General features: G+C 72.4%; 4 protein-coding genes. 2 read left to right on the top strand and 2 right to left on the bottom strand.

What is annotated here, in order from left to right; genetic code table 11:
• The first annotated feature begins 162 nt into the window (after positions 1–162).
• Positions 163–744, top strand: coding sequence for a class E sortase (locus E1291_RS40295; RefSeq protein ID WP_131743262.1), 582 nt, complete (start codon positions 163–165; stop codon positions 742–744).
• A gap of 194 nt (positions 745–938) precedes the next feature.
• Here E1291_RS40295 and E1291_RS40290 read toward each other — a convergent pair whose 3' ends face one another.
• Positions 939–1367: a hypothetical protein gene (locus E1291_RS40290; protein ID WP_131743260.1), complete on the bottom strand. Its 429-nt coding sequence runs from the start codon at positions 1365–1367 to the stop codon at positions 939–941.
• Between the two features lie 111 nt (positions 1368–1478).
• Positions 1479–2576, bottom strand: coding sequence for a matrixin family metalloprotease (locus tag E1291_RS40285; protein WP_131743259.1), 1098 nt, complete (start codon positions 2574–2576; stop codon positions 1479–1481).
• A 530-nt stretch (positions 2577–3106) separates the two neighbouring features.
• On the opposite strand from E1291_RS40285, the gene E1291_RS40280 reads away from it, so the two are divergent.
• Positions 3107–3531, top strand: a 425-nt coding sequence (locus E1291_RS40280; RefSeq protein ID WP_165495535.1) for a PRC-barrel domain-containing protein, incomplete at its 3' end; no start/stop codon positions are given.

Below are 3531 nucleotides of genomic sequence, written 5' to 3'. Positions count from 1 at the left end.
ACCGGCGCGGGCCCGAAGGCCGCCGCCGTCCGTGGGTCCACCCGCACGCCGCGGCGCCCGCCGCCCGGCGGCGGCTGACCGGCCCGAAGGCCGGGACACGGGGGGCGGCAGACGTGCCGCCCCCCTTTCCTGTCCGGTTTTCCAGAGCAACGGAGGCGAACCATGCTCGTCCGCACGTCCTCGCGCACGCCGATGGCGGCGCTCATGGCCGGGGCCCTGGCCGCGGGAGTACTGACCGTCACCGCACCGCCCGCGCACGCCGGACCGGAGGCGGCGGCGCTCGTGGCCCCGGCGGCGGTCGCCGGGCCGGGGCAGGGCACCGTCCTCGGCCGGATCCGCATCCCGAGGATCGGTTTGAAGGCCCGAGTGCTGCAGGGCGTCAGCGAGAGGGTGCTCCGCAGGGGCGCCGGTCACTACCCGGGCACCGACTACCCGGGCCGGGAGGGCAACACGGTCCTTCTCGGGCACCGCACCACGTGGCTGCACCCGTTCAACCGCATCAACGAGCTGCGGCGCGGCGACCCGATCGTCCTCACCATCGGCGGGACGTCCTACACCTACCGGATGCGGGAGCGTCGCATCATCATGCCGTCGGACCGGCGGGCGCTGGAGGCGGTGCCGTTCAAGCGGGAGAGCGTCCCGGACGGCGAGTACGTCACGCTCATCTCCTGCCACCCGAAGGGCTCGAACAGACGCCGCATCGTCGTCGTCGGCGCCCGCGAGAACCCAGAACGCGCCCACTGATCGTCCAGGCCGCCTGGTACGCGCCCACTGAGCGGGCCGTTCCCGGGCCCGTCTCGAACGGGGACCTGTCCGGTGGGGCTATGCCGGAGGCGAGCCCCGCCGGGCAGAGCGCGAAGTGATTCGCGTTCGCCCAGGCACGGTCACGGAGCGAGCCCGAGGAGAGCCGGGGTGTCGGGACCGTCGGAGCACCGTTGTCAGGCGAGTCCGTGAGCCGGTTTCGCCGTGCGCACGCCATGGCAGTCGACCATGAGCTCGATGTTCCTGGTGTGGGTCAGGGCGGCGTCGTCGTCGCGGTCGACGATGGCGGCCAGGACGTTCTCGACGGCGCCCGACAGCAGCCCGCGGATCTCCGCCGGCCGCATGCCGGCGGGCTCCCAGGACAACAGGGTGGCGTCCCCGGCGACCGTCACGTGCCGGACCCCGGTCAGCAGGAGCGCCAGCTCCCCGTGCCGGACGAGCCGCGCCGTCCCGCCGGCCCCGGCGTCGTCGATCACCGCGCCGAGCCGCCGGGCCACCCCGTGCAGGGCGAGCAGGGCGGGGCGTTCGTGCCGCGAGGTCCGGAAGAGCGCCGGGCGGCCCTCCTCCTGCCACCGGCCGTATCCTGCGAAGAAATGGCTGACCACGATAGGACGTTATGGCGGCGGCGTGGAAAGGTCACGTGGACACTCCGGCGACCCGGCCATTTCTGGGAATGCGGAGAAGAATGGACGTCCGGCGGCGTCGGGGCCGTCCGCTCAGCGACCCCCATAAAGGGCGATCAATCCGTCATAATCGCCCTTTCCGAGGGTGGCGGCGCCGTCCTCGCAGGGTCCCACGGACGGCGCCATGGTGAGGTCGGCGTGCTCGGCGCCCTCCACGTGGGCCAGGCCGAGGACGTGCCCCGTCTCGTGCGTCGCGACCGCCGAGACGTCGTAGGCGCCCTCGGGGCACGTGCCGTTCTGGTCGTCTGATGTCCGGCCCTGCCACCACGCCCGGTTGAGCGTCTGCAGGGCCATGTCCGTCTCGACGGTCGTCTGCCCGGCGAACCAGATGCAGGTGGCCGCGAGGACATTGGCGTCGGCCGTCCGCATCGCCAGCCAGCCGAAGGTGTTGGTCCGGTCCCGGGTCCCGCAGGTCGCGCCGTCGGTCACGTTGGGCGACGCGGACGTCTCGCCCGCGTAGTGCTCCACGACGTCGGGCGGCGGCGTGAACCTGTGACCGGGAACGCAGTCGGTGTTGGCGGTGAAGGTGTTCGACACGCCCCTGGCGATACCGGTGATCGGACGGCCGGACGACCCGCCGTAGCGCCACTCGACGGTCGAGCCCTTCGGCCACCTGCTCGGCTCCAGGCGGTACGCGCCGTCCGCGCACGGGTCGAGGGACAGGTGACGCGGGCCCGGCCGCGCCTGGGGCTCCCGGACGCCGTGCGTGCTGATGGTGACCTCGTTCGTCGCGTGGTCCTGGACGACGCGCAGGTCGGTGGCGCCGTCGGTCCGCAGGGCGTGCGCGGTGACCGACGTCCCGTCCGCCGGGACGACCGCCGACAGCCCGTTCGCGCCGCGGACGGTCCGGCCGCGCAGGTCGCAGTCGGTGAGCCGGATCGTGTGCGGCATCGTGCGGGTGGCGAGCGGCCCGGCCGTCCTGCACCAGGCGGGTCGCCGTCCCCGCGGCGGCGAGCCCGGCGTCCCGGCCGGTGCCGGGGCGGCGGTCGCGGCGGGCGCCGTGAGCAGGGGCAGGACGAGCCAGAGGGCGGCGGCGATCGCGCCGGGCGCGGCGGCGCGCGTTCTGGTGCGCGCCGTGGTGAGCGCCGTGCGGTGCCCGCGCCGCCGTCCGGCCGATGAGAGATCCTCCATGCCAGTTCTCCGATGTGTGTGGGAACGATCGTCCGCGCGGTGTTCGGGAGTCTTGCGCGGAAATCGGAAATACAAACCGGAGCTTTCTTAAATGATCTCCATGGCGGCGCGGGGCATCGGGAGAATTCCTATTAATCCGACAGATCGGGCATCCTCCTGCCCTTTGCGCTGGGTTTGCGGCGACGAGGCGCTTTTCGAATACCGAGAGTGACGATGTGCGGTGACGGTCCGTGACGGTGCTTGCTTTTGCCGCAGGTGACCGGACCGGTGACCCTTGTAAGGCTTCCGTAGATCGTCACTCTTGGTCATCTCAAGAGGTTTGCCATCCCCCACTCCGGATAAGCAGGGGGTAATCAGGCAACTCGGGATCGACACAACCAGGGCGCCGGGTACCGGACCTCCCGGACCGGTGTCCGTCCGAGAGTCACCGCGACCGAGTGGCGCGGACCGGTGGGGTTCCACCGCGGCCGCCGGCGAGGCCTCTCCCTACCCGTCAACCGGCGGCGGCCATGAGAGCAGAGGTGTTCAAGGTGCAGACGCAGACAGAGGTGCGGGAGCTCATGGGACTGAGCGTGACCGACGCCCACGGCACCAAGGTCGGCACGATCAAGCAGGTCTACCTCAACGACGACTCCGGTGCCCCCGAGTGGGTGACCGTGCACACCGGCTGGTTCGGGATGCGCGAGAGCTTCGTCCCCCTGTCGGGCGCGCGCAAGGGCCAGGACGCGCTCCAGGTCCCCTACGACAAGGAGACCATCAAGGGCGCCCCGAACGTGGACGCGGACGAGCACCTGTCGCACGCCCAGATCGTCGACCTCTACCGCCACTACGGCGTGCGCCCCCCGAGCGGCCGCGGCAGCACGGGCGAGGAGGGCACCGGGAGCGGCCCCGGCGCCCCGGCCGGGACGGGCGCCCCGGCGGACGCCGGCCCCGCGCGCGGACGGGACGAGACCAC

Origin of the sequence: Actinomadura roseirufa, from assembly GCF_900659635.1 — a bacterium.
Classification (GTDB): Bacteria; Actinomycetota; Actinomycetes; order Streptosporangiales; family Streptosporangiaceae; genus Spirillospora; species Spirillospora roseirufa.
This window is presented reverse-complemented; position numbering and strand designations above follow the sequence as displayed.

Excerpts from the sequence above, each read along its gene's own strand:
- E1291_RS40295 (WP_131743262.1), top strand. The coding sequence starts at position 163 with ATGCTCGTCCGCACGTCCTCGCGCACGCCGATGGCGGCGCTCATGGCC.
- E1291_RS40285 (WP_131743259.1), bottom strand. The coding sequence starts at position 2,576 with ATGGAGGATCTCTCATCGGCCGGACGGCGGCGCGGGCACCGCACGGCG.